The sequence below is a fragment of the Methylobacter sp. genome (genome assembly GCF_023227905.1).
In the GTDB taxonomy this organism is placed as follows: Bacteria; Pseudomonadota; Gammaproteobacteria; order Methylococcales; family Methylomonadaceae; genus Methylobacter_A.
Genome location: NZ_JALOCF010000027.1, coordinates 38385 through 54942 on the forward strand (window position 1 = coordinate 38385; position 16558 = coordinate 54942).

Here is a 16558-nt window from a genome sequence, read left to right on the forward strand (position 1 = left end):
CATAAAAGGTTAGGGTTTAATGGACTGTTTGCCCTGGGCCTTTTTGGTTTAATTCGCTCCGCAGCAATAAAACAGCCGACCTCATGTATTCAGTAATTTCCATAAAATCACTTTCATCTTCTTCGCCTTCAGCCTCGGTATCCAGTTTAGTGAATTCGATAATGTCTTTTAATATCTCGCGTATTTCCTTGGGCAGGTCGGAGGCGGCATGGGTAAAGCTTACACCCAATAAAAAGCCTTGGCACCAGTAGGTGAGCGCTTCAACCTGCGCGCTCAACAATACGTCATCATTTGGTAAAAGTAAGTCAAATTCGTAATCATCGCTAGCCAGCAAGCCTTGCGTATCTTCAAACAAATGTATCAAGGTCGCCCGGTCTTCATCATTTGGCGGAGTTCCTTGCCGAAACAGTTCGGCTAGCCACTCTTCACTCTGTGCCTGCTCATTGGCGCACAACATACCTGTCGCCATGCCGTGGGCGTACCCCGCCGAAAGGTCGGCATCGTTTTGTACAACTATTTCATTAATTATTTGGTAAGTCATAAATTCCACATAATTATTTCACTATCGCGGACTAAAAATATCGCTTATGCTACCATTGATCATTGACTTGGATAATATTTGTTAATTTTGGATCGCTGCGCAAAATGCAAATATCGCCTGTTAACTTGCTTGCAACAACCTAGTTACCACCATGACAAAATCAAATCAATCTTTAGAGTTAAAAGACCTCGAAGAAAAGCTGGATCAGCTCATCGAGCAATATACTAGCGTAAAAAATGAAAACAGTTCGCTGAAAACCAAACAGGATTCATTAGTTCGGGAAAAAGCCAAGCTTTTGGAAAAAACCACTCTGGCCAGAACCCGGGTTGAAGCGATGATTGCGCGTCTGAAAGCAATGGAGAACGGATCATGAACAAGAAGCTCCAGCCGGTATCGCTGATCATTATGGGTAAGGAATATAAAATTGCCTGTGCGCCTGAAGAGCAAAACGACCTGATCCGGTCGGCTCAGCAGCTTGATATTCAAATGCGCCAAATGAGGGATTCCGGTAAAGTAGCCGGCGCTGACAGAATTGCGGTCATGGCGGCGCTTAATTTGGCTCATGAGTTACAATTGATGAAAAATCAAAATGCCATGCTCACCCAAACCTTGAGCGAATGCTTGGCAAAAATGACTCACAAGATAGAAAACGTTTTAGAAAATACTTAAACGCGCTAAAATACAGTTTAGCATTTCCTGCGGCGTTCGAGAGTGTGCTGGGTGTTTCCTGAACCTGTTATTACCCCGGGGGCGGACACCAGTATTGGTGAGCATGCCCGTTTTATACGGGAAGCCTGATTTACCGGCCATGTCCCCACTTGAACTTCCGGTTCAAGGACGAAAGCACATTACGGCGCAGGCGGGAGATGCTCCATAACAATCACTCCCCATTAAATCAAAATTCCCATGAATTATTGGCTAATGAAATCCGAACCGGATACGTTCGGAATTAATGATCTGTACAACAAGCCCAACCAGACCGAGCACTGGGACGGTGTACGTAATTATCAGGCCAGAAATATGATGCGGGACGGTATGAGATTAGGCGACCAGGTTTTCTTCTATCATTCCAACTGCGATGTGCCGGGCATAGTCGGCATCATGGAAATCGTTAAGGAAGGTTACCCCGATTTTTCCGCTTTTGATCCTGACGACACGCATTTTGATCCCAAAAGCGATCCCGAGCATCCCCGCTGGATAATGGTTGATGTTAAATACGTCAAAACGTTGTCCCGCACTATTACGCTTAAAGAGTTGAAAGCTTACAACGAACTGGCAGACCTCGCGCTGGTAAGGCCCGGCAATCGGTTGTCGATAATGCCGGTTAGTAAAGGGCAGTGGAAGTTTATTCTCTCCCTGGAGTAAAGCAGAAAGGGCAAAGTTAAGTTTAGCCGTGAAACATCTGCAAAGCTCGTTCTTCGGCATACCGCTACGTTGATCCTGAATTGCTCTGCCTTCATATTCTTGGAGTGTGTTCTCCTAAGTAACCCCTAGCTGTGAAGGCAGATGCAAATATTTGTACGTGCAGGCAAGGCACGGGCTAGAGATTGCAAATGTCATCCAAAGTCTAAAGAAGTTATTGAGTTAAATGAACTTTAGTTAAGGCGGACAATGATATTAAAGTTTGGCTGGATTACCTTGTCTATGAAACAATTAGCCTATAACAGGGCTTGAATAAGAAAAAATTTTGCTTATCAGCTGAGAGAATAATTGTGACAGATGTTTTAATGATTCGAGTTGTGAAATCGAAGTGGCCCTTGTTGGCTTCTCGGCAACTACTCCCTGTGCAGGTCTACCTATTCGCTTTTGGGGCTTATATCGGCGCCACTTTAGATCAGCCTGAAGCCGATGAGGTACAGGTATGAAAGCGGTTATTCTTGCAGGCGGTTTAGGCACACGGATTAGTGAAGAGACATCAATTCGGCCTAAGCCTATGGTTGAGATTGGCGGCAAACCAGTGCTATGGCACGTCATGAAAACCTATTCAGCTCATGGCATACATGACTTTATTATTTGCTGCGGCTATAAAGGCTATGTCATTAAGGAGTATTTTGCCAATTACTTTTTGCATATGTCCGATGTGACCTTTGACATGCAAAATAATAAGATGGAAGTTCATCAGCGTAATGCTGAGCCATGGCGAGTAACGCTGGTAGATACCGGGGAAGAAACCATGACCGGCGGTCGTATTAAGCGTATTGCCGAGTATGTTGGAGACGAAAATTTTTGCTGTACTTATGGTGATGGCATTGGCGATGTGAATATCAAAGCATTAATTGAATTCCATAAACAACATGGCAAATTTGCTACTTTAACAGCAACGCAGCCGCCAGGACGATTTGGTGCGCTTAATTTAAGCGGGAACAGTGTCATTAGTTTTCAGGAAAAGCCTCATGGAGATGGTGGCTGGATTAATGGTGGTTTCTTTGTGCTCTCGCCTGAGGTGTTTAATTACATTAAAGACGATCGGACGATATGGGAGCGTGAGCCTGTGGAGCAGTTAGCCAGAGACGGACAAATGGCCGTTCATTTCCATTCCGGTTTTTGGCAGCCTATGGATACTTTGCGCGATAAAAACTATCTTGAAGAGTTGTGGGCAAGCGGTAAAGCGCCGTGGAAAATATGGTAGAGCCATCTTTCTGGGCCGATAAAATAGTATTGTTAACCGGCCATACCGGTTTCAAAGGCAGTTGGCTTTCCCTTTGGTTGCAAGACATGGGGGCCAAAGTAATCGGCTATGCGCTGGCGGCACCCACTAATCCCAGTTTATTTGATGCCGCTAATGTTGCTGAAGGCATGGTTAGCATCGACTCGGATATACGCGATTTTGCGGCGCTGGCAGCCGTGTTTGAAAAATATCAACCCGAGATCGTCATTCATATGGCGGCTCAACCTTTGGTGCGCTATTCCTACGCTAACCCGATAGAAACGTATTCGACTAACGTAATGGGCACTGTTCATTTGTTGGAAGCGGCAAGACTGACGAGCAGCGTGCGGGCAATTGTTAACGTTACCAGCGACAAGTGCTATGAAAACCGCGAATGGGCGTGGGGTTACCGGGAAAACGAAGCGATGGGCGGCTATGATCCCTATAGCAATAGTAAAGGGTGCGCTGAGCTGGTGACATCGGCTTACCGAAGTTCTTATTTCAATCCTGGTAATTTTACTGATCACGGTGTGGCATTAGCATCGGCCAGAGCCGGCAACGTGATCGGTGGAGGCGATTGGGCGGAAGATCGGCTTATTCCCGACATTATGCGTGCAATCATGCAAGGCGAGCCGATGCATATTCGCAATCCGCACGCGATCCGTCCTTGGCAGCATGTGTTGGAGCCGTTGTCCGGTTATTTATTATTAGCGCAAAAGCTCTATGAACAAGGTGCAGCTTATGCAGAGGGTTGGAACTTCGGGCCGAACAGTGAAGATGCCAAGCCTGTGCAATGGATTGTGGAAAGTTTAACTGAATCCTGGGGCGAGGATGCGAGCTGGGCGCTGGATTCGGGCATTCATCCGCATGAGGCGCATTACTTGAAACTGGATTGTTCCAAGGCAAAAGCTCAGTTGGATTGGCAGCCTAGATGGTGTCTCGAAGAGGCATTGGCTGCGATTATCGATTGGTATCGAGCCCATCGCGACGGGCAAGACATGCGCGAGCTGACGTTGCGCCAGATCAGAGCGTATAACAATAGTTTTGAAAAATATTAAGCGGGAATTTGAAGTGGGTAAGGCAGAGTTGAAACAACAGATATTCGATCTGGTTGAACGTTACAGTGAGTTACATTTCGCGGAGCAGTCATTTGAGGCTGGCACCAGCGTGATTCCTCCGTCCGGTAAAGTGCTGGGGGCCGGCGAACTGATCAACATGGTCGACGCCTCCCTGGACGGTTGGCTCACCACCGGACGTTTCAACCAGGAATTTGAACAACGCTTTGCCGAGTTTGTCGGCGTGCCTTATGCACTGACGACCACTTCAGGTTCTGCGGCCAATCTGCTGGCGTTTACCGCATTGACCTCTTACAAACTGGGTGAGCGCGCTTTAAAACCGGGTGATGAAGTGATTACCGTAGCGGCAGGTTTTCCAACTACCGTTAATCCTATTTTGCAAAACGGCATGGTACCGGTGTTTGTGGATGTGGATATTCCAACCTACAACATCAATCCCAAAAAAATTGAAGCGGCGATAACCGACCGTACTCGCGCCGTCATGATTGCCCACACCTTGGGCAATCCGTTTGACGTGGATGCGGTAATGACTATCGCGCAAAAGCACAATCTGTGGGTCATTGAAGATTGCTGCGATGCGCTAGGTTCGCTTTACAAAGACCGGCATGTCGGCACTTTCGGCCATATCGCCACCTGTAGTTTTTACCCTGCCCATCACATCACCATGGGCGAAGGCGGCATGATTTTTACCAAAGACCGCAAGCTGAAAAAAATCATCGAATCCTTTCGCGATTGGGGTCGGGATTGTTACTGTGCGCCCGGTTGCGACGACACCTGCCGCAAACGTTTCGGCTGGCAGCTTGGAACCCTGCCGAAAGGCTATGACCACAAATACACCTACTCGCATTTGGGCTATAACCTCAATATTTCCGACATGCAAGCTGCTTGTGCTTTGGCGCAAATGGATCGCTTGCCGGAATTTATAGCCGCGCGTAAACAAAACTTTGCCTTCCTTAAAGAACGGCTGAAATCCTGTGAACAGCAGCTGATTTTGCCCGAGGCGACTGCGGATAGTGAGCCGTCCTGGTTCGGTTTTCCGATCACCATCCGGGAGTCGGCCGGTATCGAACGGGTAGAGCTGCTGAAATACCTGGATCAATATAAAATAGGTACCCGTCTTTTGTTTGCCGGTAACCTCACACGTCAGCCTTATTTTAAAGACAGAGTCTATCGCGTCAGTGGCGAACTTGCTCGCACCGACGACATCATGAACAATACTTTCTGGATCGGCGTTTACCCCGGCTTAAACGAATCGATGCTGGACTATGTGTGCGAACGGATTGAGTCGTTTTTGGGGCTGGATAAGTAATAGCCTCAATAACGAAAATAACAGGTAATACCCATTGAAAGCCTCAGATGCCCTCGCTCAATTCCTAATTGCTCACCGTATTCAAACTTGCTTTGAACTTGTGGGCGGGATGATCACTCATCTATTGGATAGCTTTGCCCAAACAGGTCAATTCAATATCGTCTCAATGCATCATGAGCAGTCCGCAGCGTTTGCTGCGGAAGGTGTCGCAAGATATGCGAAAGGAAAAACGATTGCAGTGGCAATGGGAACCAGCGGTCCTGGTGCCACTAATTTAATAACAGGTATCGGTAGTTGTTGGTTCGACTCGGTTCCCTGCTTATTCATAACCGGGCAAGTGAATACCCATGAACTTAGAGGAAACCGCCCTATCCGGCAACAAGGTTTCCAAGAACTGGATATTGTTGAAGTTGTACATTCTTTGACCAAATACGCCGCGCGGGTGGATTGCCCCGAGGATCTCTTGCCCGAATTGCACAAAGCGTTGACGGCTGCTTTTAACGGGCGGCAAGGCCCGGTATTACTGGATATTCCCAATGATATTCAACGGGCGGACATTCCGGATGCTCTGGTTGAAAAATGGCTGAACATGCCATTACTGGCCAATACGGGGACTGCAATAAGCATAGACGATCTAAACACGCTGAAAGCCGTGTGCGGCGAAGCAAAGAGACCATTGTTTTGTATCGGCGGTGGCGCGCGTTGGGCCGACTCAATGGATGCATGGCTGTTAACAGCGGATGCTCTGGGCATTCCTTATGTTTCGACGCTGATGGGGCATGAACGGGTGATTGCGCGCGGCCAGTACATGAACATGATCGGTAGTTATGGCAATCGTGAAGCTAACTGGGCCGTTCAGAACTGCGATTTGCTGATTGTTTTGGGCGCCCGTCTCGATGTGCGTCAGACTGGTGCCGACACTAAAGACTTTGCCCGTAAAGCGCACATCGTCCAGGTTGATATTGATCCGTTTCAACTAGGTAATCGGGTTCACGCCGATCTTAATATTTGCGCAGCGACTGAAAGTTTCTTTAGAGAATTTCCTCTACACGTCGACACATTTCCCGACTTGGATCATGCGTGGTTACACGAGCTGTCAATGCAGCGTAGTGATGCGCAAATCAATGAATATCCGGAGTGGGAAATCAGCCCTAGTGAGATTTTCAAAAAACTGAATAATCGTTTGTCCTGCCAGCCTGTGGATTATGTTTGCGATGTTGGTAATCATCAAATGTGGGCGGCGCAAAATCTGCGCTTGTCTCAAAACAATGCCGTTCACTACAGCGGCGGCATGGGGGCGATGGGTTTTGCTTTGCCGACGGCAATAGGGGTTGCCCTGCAATCTCAAGGCAGGGTAGTTGTGATTACCGGTGATGGCAGCCTTCAAATTAACATTCAGGAGCTGGATACACTTAACCGTTTGGCATTGGACATCACCATTATCGTAATGAATAACGCCGCATTAGGAATGGTCAAAAACTTTCAGGACATGTATTTTAACGGGCGCGATCAATCAACCCGAAAAGGCTATAGCAGTCCTTCCTTTACAAATATTGCGTCAGCCTATGGCATCGAATCCCGCTGTGTTACCAATATTACGGATCTTGATGACGCTTTCAGTTTAATGGCCGGTCGCAAAGGACCGTTACTCATTGAAATTATGCTGGAGGGCGCGACCGAATGCAGGCCTCGCTTGGCTTTTGGATCAAAGCTCGACGAACAGTTTCCTGCGATAACCAAGTAGCCAATGTGCCGCCCATATTACTCTCCTGTTGATGAATAAAGCTCTAAGCGTCGGCCGCCACTCCGTAGTGACCGCAGACATGAAGTTACTAACCACTCACTATGCGATTCCATGGCAGGCGTTGAGCGGAAAAACAGTGATGGTAACCGGTGCAGCGGGTTTCCTGGCCGCATACATGATAGAAACATTATTGTTTCTTAACGAAACGCAACAGCTCAACGTGACGGTTATCGCTGTTGTTAGGGACCGTAATGGATTTGCGCAAAGGTTTAGTCATCATCAAAAAAGGCCGGATTTAATCTGCATCGAGCAGAATATTAGTTTACCGATGCAAGTGAATCAGCCGCTTGATTTCATTATTCATGCAGCAAGTCAAGCGAGCCCAAAATATTATGCGACTGATCCGGTAGGGACTTTGAGTGCAAACACATTAGGTACGGCACATCTGCTTGAATTGGCTCGAAATCATAATGTGAAAGGCTTTCTCTATTTTAGCAGTGCGGAGGTTTATGGCGAAGCTGCCCGTGTGCCAACGTCCGAGTCGGATTATGGGTATCTTGATCCCTTGGCGGTTCGTTCATGCTATGCGGAAAGTAAACGCATGGGCGAAAATATGTGTGTTTCGTGGCATCATCAATTTGGAGTCCCGGCCAAAATTGTTCGGCCCTTTCATACATACGGTCCCGGTATGCGTCTGGATGATGGCCGTGTTTATGCCGATTTTGTGGCTGATGCAGTGAATGGCCGAGATATAGTATTGAAAACCGACGGCTTAACCAGACGCTCATTTTGTTACTTGGCAGACGCAACCGCCGGATTTTGGACGGTGCTATTGAATGGAACAAATGCCAAAGCCTATAACATCGGAAATCCTGATGCTGAGATTAGCATTCATGACTTGGCGCATCTGGTTGCAAGAATCTGTTCGGACAAGCATTTATCAGTCAGGATGGAACAACGAAAAGTATCGGAGAGTTATCTCGCCAGTCAAATTTCAGTGACATGTCCTGATATAACGCTTGCAAGAGGATTGGGCTGGAGCCCTATTACTTCGCTTGAAAATGGTTTTCTCAAAACAATAAAAGGTTATTTATCATGAATATTTCCGATACACGTAGCGATTTCTTGAAAGGCGACCTTACTAAGCCTGAATTTATCCGGACGATGTATCAATTGCATCATGCCAAGCTTTTTGAGTATGCAAATTATATTAAGCAGACCAATATAGCTTCCATTGAAATATCTGACGGCTCAGTGGTCATGACATCGCGAGACAAGGGTGTAAAGATGATTTGCCCATTGGGAGATCATCGTGTGGCCCCCATTGAAGCGCTCAATTTTTTGGATTATGAAACAACCGACTCAACCATGATTATGCGACTGGTATCGCCAGAGGACTGTGTTATAGACATCGGGGCCAATGCGGGATGGTATGCCGTTAATATTGCCAAAACATATCCCGCAAGTACTGTGCATGCATTCGAACCTATCCCGAAGACTTATGATTTTCTTGAGAAAAACATCAAACTAAACCAGGTTTCGAATGTGGTCGCACACCACTTTGGATTGTCCGACGAGTGTAAGGATTTGACGTTCTACTTTTATCCTGAAGGAAGTGTCAATGCATCAGCTGCAAACGTTAGCGAACGTATGGATGCCGAGTTAATAACATGCCATGTCGAACGGCTGGATGACTTTGTTTCGGCCAATAAGCTTCATGTCGATTTCATTAAGTGCGATGTTGAGGGAGCGGAGTTGTTTGCATTTCAAGGAGCAATAGAAACGTTGCAAAGAGATAAACCCATTGTGTTTACTGAAATGTTGCGGAAATGGGCGGCGAAGTTTAATTACCATCCGAATGAAATCATCAGCCTCTTTGCATCCTTTGAGTATCGCTGTTTTTATGCAGACGGAGCCGCTTTAAAAGAGTTGGTTGAAATGACGGACAAGACGGTAGAGACCAATTTCTTTTTCCTGCATGCTAAAAAACACCAACAGCTCATTGATGAGTTGTCCAACTCATGATGATTATCAGATTTACGCAGTAGTTTGCAGCTAATGAAAAAACTGCTTGGCTATATGGGTGTTGATCGCGCGATTGTTTACACCTTGGCGGGACGAGGCTGGGGCTTGCTTTCCAGCGCCGTTACTTTATTGCTGGTTGTGCGCTTTCTAACGCCTGATGAACAAGGCTACTACTACACATTTGCCAGCCTGCTAGCGATGCAGATTTTTTTTGAATTGGGGATGAGTTACGTGATTATGCAATTTTCCAGCCATGAAATGGTGCATTTGTCATGGTCGGATAACGGTACCATCGAGGGGAACGCCCAGTCAAAAAATCGCCTACGCTCATTATTGGTACTGATGGCCAAGTGGTATGGCGTCATTGCAACGTTTATCATTGCGCTAATACTGCCAATCGGGTGGGTATTCTTTTCTGTTAGCTATCCGCAATCGAGTGTGAGTTGGCAAGTGGCTTGGGTCTGGTTGGTGTCCTCGGCCGCAATAAACATTTTTTTCTTGCCATTATTAGCGTTGTTGGAAGGGTGCGGGCATATAACCGAAATTGCACGGCTAAGGATGTATCAAAACATCATAGGTAGCTTGGCCGCATGGGGGATGCTAATCAGCGGTGGCGGTTTATTGGCTATGCCCGCCATGAACACAGGCTTGGCATTTACGGCTTTGGTGTGGCTGTGGCGCACCAAAAGGGTATTTTTTAAAAACTTATTGGATTGCAAGATCGATGCGACCGCCGGTATACAGTGGAAAACTGAAATTTGGCCGTTCCAATGGAAGATTGCGCTCAGTTGGTTAAGCGGTTATTTCATCTTTCAGTTATTTACCCCAGTACTCTTCGCTTACCGTGGTGCGGTACAGGCAGGGCAAATGGGAATGAGTTTTTCAATAGCCAATGCGCTAATGAGTATTGCGATGGCTTGGATGAGTACAAAAGCGCCTCAATTCGGAACACTGATAGCGAGGAAAGATTACATTAACTTGGATCAGATATTCAATTTGACATTGTCGCGTTCGCTTTTTGTAATGGTTGTGCTTGGGGCTGTGTTATGTCTCGCGAACTATTTTCTGCATGTAGAACACGTTCAATTTGCATCGCGTTTCCTCGACCCATTGCCTTTCACACTTCTTATGTTGGCTACAACGCTAAATTATGTGACTTATGCGCAATCAGCTTATTTGCGAGCGCATAAGCAAGAGCCTTTTTTGCTGATTAGTCTGGTGAGTGCCGGATTGATCGCTGCCCTAACATTGGTTCTTGGAAAAGAATATGGTGCTGTGGGAGTAATGTCCGGCTATTTATCCGTATGCACGGTTATCGGATTAGGCTGGGGTAGTAAGATTTTTTTGTCTAAGCGACATGAGTGGCAAAAGCAGTGCGTACTCGAAACGTCTAAAAACGGAATGTTATAAATGCAAGTTATCGATTCAATGAAGGGCAAACAACCACTGCTAACAATTGCGATACCCACTTATAACAGATCCGCTTTTCTTGAGCTGTGCCTCAAGCGTATTGGCGAAGAGCTCGACAGCCTAAGTGAAGATCAGCGTAGCTGGGTGAAAGTGTATATTGCGAACAACGCCTCCACTGATAATACAGCCGAGGTCATTTTCCAATATCAACTCATAGATACAGAAGTATTTGAGGTTGTGCATAACACCGAAAATATTGGAGCTGAACGTAATGTTGCCCAATGCTATGCCTCTGCTACCACACCCTATGTTTGGTTATTTGGAGACGACGATGTCATACTTCCCGGAAAGCTCAAGCTGGTGTTGGATATTTTGGTTAAGCAGGAAATAGATATCCTGTATCTGGGTGGCTACGGTTACTTCGAAAGTTATCTGGACGAGCCTAAGCGGGGGCGAGGTAAAAGTGGGTTTGTAGAATGCTCAAGAGCCTTAGATTTTGTTAAGAGCACTCATGTAATGCTCACCTTTATTACCGCCTTGATTGTACGCAGTGGAGTGAAAACCGAATCTGTTAGCCAATTGGTTGATGGCAGCAATCTCCCTCAACTGGGTTGGATTTTGCCCTTAGTTCGTGACGGCAAAAAATTTGCAATACTTGAAGACAGGATTTACGCGGCCAAAATTGGAAACTCTGGAGGATACGGAGCAATAAATGTATTCGGTAATAATTTGATTAATATTACGAACAGTATATTTAAACTTCAACCGGAGTTAGCGCAAGCTATTCAGAACGGGGTCATAGTGACATGGTTTCCTACTTACATCATGAACCTTCGAAAAGGCGAATCTGGTTATCTGAAGGAGGATGTCGCAATTGACATGGGGCGAGTGTTTAATGGCAATTGGAGATACCGTTTGTTTCTTGAGCCATTGATTTCATTACCTATTACATTGGCTCGAATATACTTCGTCTTTGTTCGATTAACGCGAAAGTTGTTGGGGACCATTTTACTATGATCTCTTTCAAAGTTCAGTACAGCAATTCTAAGTTGGATATGAGTCATTTAATAAGGTGAGGCAGTGTCTATGCAAGTAATGCTTACTCCATTAGTCACGATAGTGATTCCAGCTTATAACCACGGTAAGTACCTTAAACAGGCAATAGACAGTGTCTTAAACCAAGATTACTCGAATATTGAATTGATCGTTTTAGACGATGGATCGACTGATAATACACGCGAGGTGCTAGACAGCTTCGGAAATCAGTTCTATTGGGAGTCTCAGAAGAATATGGGGCAGGCAAGTACTTTGAATAAAGGTTGGAGCATGGCGAAAGGAGAAATCCTGGCTTATCTCTCGGCTGATGATGTGCTATTGCCTCAAGCCACGAGCAAGTCTGTAAAATGTTTGCTGGGTAATCCTGATGCCGTTCTATGTTATGGCGATTTTCGGCTGATTGACTCGGAATCAAGGGTAATCCGAAGCGTAGTGGCTCCTGAATATAGTTATCGAGAAATGGTTGTAAGGTTTATCTGTGCTCCAGGCCCTGGGGCCTATTTCTGGCGCAGTGCTTTCGTTCACACGGATGGGTGGGACGCTTCTTTTCGGCAATATCCCGACTATGACTATTGGCTGCGGTTAGGTTTATTAGGCAGCTTCGTTCACATTCATGAACAGCTGGCTGCATTTCGAGTACATGAAGATTCACAGACATTTGCACAGGCCCCAACCGAGCGCGCAGAGGAAGCGTTAAGGGTAATGGAAAAGTATTTTCAGTTGCCATGTATACCCGCTGAAATCATTTCAGTTAATGGTCGAGCGATGGCTAATGCGAGATTCGTAGTAGCACAGTTGCATCTTCGGGCTGGTAGGTATAAGGCGGCGTTTTTTGAGATATGTAAAGCGATGCTCATATCGCCCGGGACTTTCTTCTCACTGAGAGTGCAAAGGATGCTTGCCAATGGACTTTTTAACAGATGGGGTCATAAAGTGTTGAGAACGATTAAAAATCGTTTGAATTATGGTAATTGATAACCTTGGATTGGTAGCGAATGGAAAGAAAAATGAACCAGACGAGGATCTTGGAAGCCATGGCTTTTGTGTCGTATAGCTAGAAATTGAATGAATAAGAATCTTGGCCTTCCTGACGTGGAAGTAATTGCCGTTATTGGTGCATCAGGCTTTGTTGGCAAGCATTTAGTTGCGTTTCTGTCGGCCAGGAAAAACGTTGAGATTAGGGTTCTTGTTCATCATAGAAAATTAAGGGCTGGAGATAAGCCAAACATCGTTTTCATTGAAGGAAACCTACTCAAGCCAGAGACACTTATTCCATTATTCGAGTCCGGGTGCACTGTAATCAATCTGGCTTACCTCGCCACTCATCGTTTTCAGGATAACATTGATGCGATGGTCAACCTGGCAGAAGCGTGCGCAGCACGGAAAGTCAAAAGGCTGATCCACTGCAGTACCGCAGTCGTGGCCGGAAACATCCCGGAAAAGGTTATTGTCGAGACAACCCTATGCAGTCCTGCATCGGAATACCAGAGGTCCAAGCTCGCGATTGAGACAGTTCTGCTAGCAAGAGCACAGGGCAGGTTTGAACTTTCAATTCTACGGCCTTCAGCGGTCTTTGGCTCAGAGGGGAAAAATCTGATCAAGCTCGCCGATGAGCTCTGTGCAGGTAATAAGCTGAAATCCTATGCAAAGTCCTGTCTTTTTGGACGTCGCAGTATGAACCTCGTCTGCGTAGAAAATGTTGTTGCTGCATTGATATTTCTTCTGGACGCAAACAGTAAAATCGACCGTGAAGTCTTTATTATTTCGGATGATGATGCGTCAATCAACAATTACCGGGACATCGAAAAACGACTGATAAAAAACTTGGAGATCGAGCCTTTTCAATTTCCTGTGGTTCGACTGCCTATGCTGCTGTTGGCAACAGTTCTGAGAATGGCAAAGAAGCCTCAGTCCAATCCGGTAGTAAAATATAGCGACCAAAAGCTTACCAAGCTTGGCTTTAAAAAACCGATGAAACTTGAAACAGGGATAGATGCTTTTTCAAGGTGGTACAAAAACAAATGAAAATTCTGAACGTCAATCATACAATCGATCAAGTAACCGGAGGTGGAACGGCTGAAAGGACATTCCAGATGAGTCAGCATCTTATCAGGAACGGTATTGAGTGTTCGATATTGACGATGGAAACAGCAGGGTCTTCTGCCAGAAGACTTATAAATGGGAAAATTGTAACGATTCCGAGTCTATCCAGGCGTTTCCCATTCCCGCGATGTGCTTTCGGTAGAATCAAGCAGATTGTCGCGGAGCATGACGTCATTCACCTGATGGGGCACTGGACGATTTTGAATGCAGCGGTCTATCTTGCAGCCGTAAGTCTCAATAAACCTTACGTATTTTGTCCTGCAGGCGCACTCCCAATTTTTGGCCGGTCATTGATGCTGAAGAAAATCTACAATTGGATTATTGGTCGAAAAATCGCGCAAAACGCAGATAGGTGTATTGCAATCACCGAAGCTGAAAAAAAACAATTTCTCGAATACGGAGTGATTCAGGAAAAAATTGATGTTATCCCCAATGCAGTCGACGAAGCCGATTTTGCCATGGCGGATGAAATAGGCTTCAGAAGCAAATATAGACTCACCAATAGACAAATTATTCTTTTCTTTGGCAGATTGAATCTGATCAAGGGGCCGGACTTGCTTTTGAGCGCATTTCTCCAGATCATGGAGGCATTCCCCGATTACGATCTCGTTTTCGCTGGGCCTGACAATGGCATGCTTTCGCAACTGAAAGCGATCGTCACTAAAAATGGAGCCTGCAAGCGAGTGCATTTTTTGGGTTATCTGGGGGGAGCTGATAAGTCCAGCGCGTTTCATGCCGCAAGGATTCTCACCATTTCATCCAGGCAGGAAGCAATGTCCATCGTTGTGCTTGAGGCAGGGGTGTGTGGGGTGCCTGCATTGTTTACCGACCAATGCGGCTTGAATACTATGGCAGAAGCCGGATGCGGATGGTCGGTACCAGCTACCGTTGAAGGCTTGAAAAAGGGGCTGGAATTGGCATTGACATCACCCGATGAAATCAAGCCAACAGGGATCAAGGCTCGTGATTACGTCGCTTTTAATTTTTCATGGGGTGCTGTCTCCGAGAAATACAGACAACTTTATGAAAACCTGGTGAAATCAAAATGAAAAAAATTTTGATCGTCAGTCAATACTTTTGGCCGGAGAGCTTTCGCATCAACGAGATTGCCAAAACCTTGTCGGAGAAGGGGATCGAGGTCGAAGTTTTGACCGGTAAACCGAATTATCCGCGCGGGGAGATATTTGCCGGGTACCGTGCCTGGGGGGGCCAGCGAGAAATCTATCAAGGCATTAACATAAACCGCCTTCCATTGTTGGCGAGAGGCGGAGGCGGATGGCGCCTGGCGCTGAACTACTTATCTTTCGTTGTATCAGGGATGATGTTTGCCCCTTGGATGTTGCGCAAGAAAAAATATGACATAATTTTCGTTTATGCACCCTCGCCGATACTTCAGGCCATTCCTGCAATTTTCATTGGATGGTTGAAGAGCTGCCCGGTGGTATTGTCGGTGCAGGATTTATGGCCGGAAAGTCTGTCGGCGACAGGGCATCTGCAAAACCGCACGGTGCTCAAACTGGTCGAGCAGGTGGTGCGCCTCATCTACAGGCGTACCGATTTGTTGTTGGTGCAGTCGAGAGCTTTTGAAGCGCCGGTCCGTGAGCTGGCATCCGACACGCCAATCGCGTATTATCCGAATTCCGTGGACGACACCTTCGCCGTTCCGGCCAAAGGCGAACTTCCCGCTGTTGCTGGGCTCGGTGATGGATTTTCTGTCATGTTCGCGGGCAACATCGGCACCGCGCAGGCGGTCGAGGTGATTGTGGAGGCGGCTTCGTTGCTGAAGAAATATGCGGATATCCATTTTGTCGTGCTTGGAGAGGGAAGTCGATGGGAGTGGATGCGCCAGGAAGCTCAAAGGCGAGCGCTAAGCAACTTACATTTACCCGGTATGTTTCCGGTAGAAACTATGCCCGGATTCATGCAGCAGGCATCCGCACTACTGGTGACGCTGGCGGATCGAGAAATATTCCGGGCCACCATTCCCAGTAAAGTACAGGCCTATCTGGCTGCCGGACGGCCCATTCTGGCGTGTCTCAACGGCGAGGGCGCGAATCTGGTCGCCGAGGCCGGCGCTGGCTTAACGGTACCGGCTGAAGACGGGCGCGCCTTGGCAGAAACAGTCTTGCAGCTGTATCACATGCCGTCGCAAGAGAGAGAAGCCATGGGTATGCGCGGCCGCTTATACTACGAACAGCATTTCGCGCATGACATGCTGGTTGATCAATTGATAGAACACCTGCGCTCTGTGTGCGCACCTAAAGAGAAATCCGAATGAGAATATTAGTATTAGGCGCCAGCGGCATGCTCGGGAATGCAATGATCCGGGTGCTAAGCGAAAAAGCCGGTTGGCAGGTTTATGGGACGCTCCGTTCGGAAAGCGCCAAGCGATTTTTTTCTGCCGACATCGCCGAGCGCCTGCTGCCAGGTATCGATGTCGAGCAGCACGACTCCCTGTTGCAAGCCTTCATCCGAACCCGCCCGGAGCTGGTGATCAATTGTGTGGGGTTAATCAAGCAACTGGCCGATGCGGACGATCCGTTACAGGCGATACCGATCAATGCGTTATTGCCGCACAGGCTGGCCAGATTATGTGAATTATCAGGCGCCCGTCTGGTGCATATGAGCACGGATTGCGTGTTCGCCG

The 16558-nt window shown here is 46.9% G+C and carries 17 protein-coding genes and 1 other RNA gene; 17 read left to right on the top strand and 1 reads right to left on the bottom strand.

Annotation, left to right across the window (positions count from 1 at the left end; translation table 11 throughout):
* Positions 1–16: 16 nt before the first annotated feature.
* A complete protein-coding gene (locus tag M0R47_RS12060; protein ID WP_292554973.1) occupies positions 17–541 on the bottom strand; it encodes a UPF0149 family protein in 525 nt (174 codons plus the stop codon).
* Positions 542–692: 151 nt separating this feature from the next.
* On the opposite strand from M0R47_RS12060, the gene M0R47_RS12065 reads away from it, so the two are divergent.
* From M0R47_RS12065 to M0R47_RS12145, 17 genes are all read left to right on the top strand, one after another.
* On the top strand, positions 693–914 hold the full coding sequence (locus M0R47_RS12065; protein WP_292554976.1) for a TIGR02449 family protein: 222 nt from the start codon (positions 693–695) through the stop codon (positions 912–914).
* A complete protein-coding gene (locus M0R47_RS12070) occupies positions 911–1210 on the top strand; it encodes a cell division protein ZapA (RefSeq protein ID WP_292554980.1) in 300 nt (99 codons plus the stop codon). The genes M0R47_RS12065 and M0R47_RS12070 overlap by 4 nt, the downstream gene beginning before the upstream one ends.
* Before the next feature lie 21 nt (positions 1211–1231).
* A non-coding RNA gene (gene ssrS, locus M0R47_RS12075) (6S RNA) lies at positions 1232–1411 on the top strand.
* A 36-nt stretch (positions 1412–1447) separates the two neighbouring features.
* On the top strand, positions 1448–1906 hold the full coding sequence (locus M0R47_RS12080) for an EVE domain-containing protein (protein ID WP_292554983.1): 459 nt from the start codon (positions 1448–1450) through the stop codon (positions 1904–1906).
* Positions 1907–2402: 496 nt separating this feature from the next.
* Positions 2403–3170, top strand: coding sequence for a glucose-1-phosphate cytidylyltransferase (rfbF, locus tag M0R47_RS12085; RefSeq protein ID WP_292554985.1), 768 nt, complete (start codon positions 2403–2405; stop codon positions 3168–3170).
* On the top strand, positions 3164–4246 hold the full coding sequence (gene rfbG / locus M0R47_RS12090; protein WP_292555019.1) for a CDP-glucose 4,6-dehydratase: 1083 nt from the start codon (positions 3164–3166) through the stop codon (positions 4244–4246). The genes rfbF and rfbG overlap by 7 nt, the downstream gene beginning before the upstream one ends.
* A complete protein-coding gene (gene rfbH / locus M0R47_RS12095; protein ID WP_292554988.1) occupies positions 4233–5573 on the top strand; it encodes a lipopolysaccharide biosynthesis protein RfbH in 1341 nt (446 codons plus the stop codon). Before rfbG ends, rfbH begins: the two co-directional genes overlap by 14 nt.
* 34 nt (positions 5574–5607) lie before the next feature.
* Complete coding sequence (locus tag M0R47_RS12100; protein WP_292554991.1) at positions 5608–7317, top strand: thiamine pyrophosphate-binding protein; 1710 nt, start codon at positions 5608–5610, stop codon at positions 7315–7317.
* Positions 7318–7396: 79 nt separating this feature from the next.
* The gene (locus M0R47_RS12105; protein ID WP_292554994.1) at positions 7397–8416 is read left to right on the top strand and encodes an NAD-dependent epimerase/dehydratase family protein; all 1020 of its coding nucleotides are present in this window, start codon (positions 7397–7399) and stop codon (positions 8414–8416) included.
* Positions 8413–9342, top strand: a complete 930-nt coding sequence (locus M0R47_RS12110) for an FkbM family methyltransferase (protein WP_292554997.1) — start codon at positions 8413–8415, stop codon at positions 9340–9342. The genes M0R47_RS12105 and M0R47_RS12110 overlap by 4 nt, the downstream gene beginning before the upstream one ends.
* A 33-nt stretch (positions 9343–9375) precedes the next feature.
* A complete protein-coding gene (locus M0R47_RS12115) occupies positions 9376–10752 on the top strand; it encodes a hypothetical protein (RefSeq protein ID WP_292554999.1) in 1377 nt (458 codons plus the stop codon).
* Positions 10753–11769, top strand: a complete 1017-nt coding sequence (locus M0R47_RS12120; protein ID WP_292555002.1) for a glycosyltransferase family 2 protein — start codon at positions 10753–10755, stop codon at positions 11767–11769.
* Between the two features lie 69 nt (positions 11770–11838).
* Positions 11839–12783, top strand: a complete 945-nt coding sequence (locus tag M0R47_RS12125) for a glycosyltransferase (protein WP_292555005.1) — start codon at positions 11839–11841, stop codon at positions 12781–12783.
* Positions 12784–12873: 90 nt separating this feature from the next.
* Positions 12874–13833: an NAD(P)-dependent oxidoreductase gene (locus M0R47_RS12130; protein ID WP_292555007.1), complete on the top strand. Its 960-nt coding sequence runs from the start codon at positions 12874–12876 to the stop codon at positions 13831–13833.
* On the top strand, positions 13830–14960 hold the full coding sequence (locus M0R47_RS12135; RefSeq protein WP_292555010.1) for a glycosyltransferase: 1131 nt from the start codon (positions 13830–13832) through the stop codon (positions 14958–14960). The genes M0R47_RS12130 and M0R47_RS12135 overlap by 4 nt, the downstream gene beginning before the upstream one ends.
* Positions 14957–16189, top strand: coding sequence for a glycosyltransferase family 4 protein (locus M0R47_RS12140; protein WP_292555013.1), 1233 nt, complete (start codon positions 14957–14959; stop codon positions 16187–16189). Before M0R47_RS12135 ends, M0R47_RS12140 begins: the two co-directional genes overlap by 4 nt.
* Positions 16186–16558 (top strand): sugar nucleotide-binding protein (locus tag M0R47_RS12145; RefSeq protein WP_292555016.1); only part of this gene is annotated, 373 nt, incomplete at its 3' end. The genes M0R47_RS12140 and M0R47_RS12145, both read left to right, overlap by 4 nt.

What these genes read in the sequence shown, in the direction of transcription:
- M0R47_RS12115 (WP_292554999.1), top strand. Translation starts at nt 9,376, where the DNA reads ATGAAAAAACTGCTTGGCTATATGGGTGTTGATCGCGCGATTGTTTAC.
- M0R47_RS12065 (WP_292554976.1), top strand. Translation starts at nt 693, where the DNA reads ATGACAAAATCAAATCAATCTTTAGAGTTAAAAGACCTCGAAGAAAAG.
- M0R47_RS12130 (WP_292555007.1), top strand. Translation starts at nt 12,874, where the DNA reads ATGAATAAGAATCTTGGCCTTCCTGACGTGGAAGTAATTGCCGTTATT.
- M0R47_RS12070 (WP_292554980.1), top strand. Translation starts at nt 911, where the DNA reads ATGAACAAGAAGCTCCAGCCGGTATCGCTGATCATTATGGGTAAGGAA.
- M0R47_RS12110 (WP_292554997.1), top strand. Translation starts at nt 8,413, where the DNA reads ATGAATATTTCCGATACACGTAGCGATTTCTTGAAAGGCGACCTTACT.
- rfbG (WP_292555019.1), top strand. Translation starts at nt 3,164, where the DNA reads ATGGTAGAGCCATCTTTCTGGGCCGATAAAATAGTATTGTTAACCGGC.
- M0R47_RS12120 (WP_292555002.1), top strand. Translation starts at nt 10,753, where the DNA reads ATGCAAGTTATCGATTCAATGAAGGGCAAACAACCACTGCTAACAATT.
- M0R47_RS12140 (WP_292555013.1), top strand. Translation starts at nt 14,957, where the DNA reads ATGAAAAAAATTTTGATCGTCAGTCAATACTTTTGGCCGGAGAGCTTT.
- M0R47_RS12060 (WP_292554973.1), bottom strand. Translation starts at nt 541, where the DNA reads ATGACTTACCAAATAATTAATGAAATAGTTGTACAAAACGATGCCGAC.
- M0R47_RS12105 (WP_292554994.1), top strand. Translation starts at nt 7,397, where the DNA reads ATGAAGTTACTAACCACTCACTATGCGATTCCATGGCAGGCGTTGAGC.
- M0R47_RS12080 (WP_292554983.1), top strand. Translation starts at nt 1,448, where the DNA reads ATGAATTATTGGCTAATGAAATCCGAACCGGATACGTTCGGAATTAAT.
- rfbF (WP_292554985.1), top strand. Translation starts at nt 2,403, where the DNA reads ATGAAAGCGGTTATTCTTGCAGGCGGTTTAGGCACACGGATTAGTGAA.
- M0R47_RS12125 (WP_292555005.1), top strand. Translation starts at nt 11,839, where the DNA reads ATGCAAGTAATGCTTACTCCATTAGTCACGATAGTGATTCCAGCTTAT.
- M0R47_RS12135 (WP_292555010.1), top strand. Translation starts at nt 13,830, where the DNA reads ATGAAAATTCTGAACGTCAATCATACAATCGATCAAGTAACCGGAGGT.